This window comes from Lichenihabitans sp. Uapishka_5 (genome assembly GCF_033947565.1).
GTDB lineage: Bacteria > Pseudomonadota > Alphaproteobacteria > Rhizobiales > Beijerinckiaceae > Lichenihabitans.
This window is the reverse complement of sequence record NZ_JARPVX010000235.1, coordinates 1-515: the sequence shown is the minus strand read 5'-3', so window position 1 is coordinate 515 and position 515 is coordinate 1. Positions and strand designations below refer to the sequence as shown.

The 515-nt window shown below is 60.0% G+C and carries 1 protein-coding gene; it reads right to left on the bottom strand.

Annotated features, from left to right (window positions below; genetic code table 11):
- Window positions 1–40: 40 nt before the first annotated feature.
- The coding region (locus P7D22_RS23395) for a response regulator (RefSeq protein ID WP_319936633.1) at window positions 41–515 on the bottom strand (475 nt) is incomplete at its 5' end.

Below are 515 nucleotides of genomic sequence, written 5' to 3'. Positions count from 1 at the left end.
GCCTGATGATGTTGCCATTATCACTTTCCTACGCCCCAAATTACGAAGCGAGAATGCGCTTACGCCGCTGCCAAGTGGCCGCCTTGCGGAGAACATGGGAAAGCTGCTCGATCGAGTAGGGCTTGTGCAGCAGCTCGAACCCGTAGGTGCCGTTCTGCGCTAGGACGTGGCTATAGCCGGAGGTGAGGACCACGGGCAGGTCGTGATGCTGTTCCCGGATCTTCTGGCCCAGCTCGATGCCGCTCATACCTGGCATCACCACATCCGAGAACACGACGTCGAAGCGGACGGCATCACCTGCCAGTTCCGCCAGGGCTTCCTCGGCATTGTTCGCGAGGACGGTCACATAGCCGAGATCGGTCAGGGACTGCACGGCGAACGCGCCGACATCCGCATTATCCTCAACCACAAGGACGCAGGTATTGTGTCCTTCAATCAAGGGCTTGGGCTCCGCGGCTTCCCGGATAGCCTGCTCCCCTGCAGAGACTCGCGTGAGATAAAGGGCGATGGTCGTG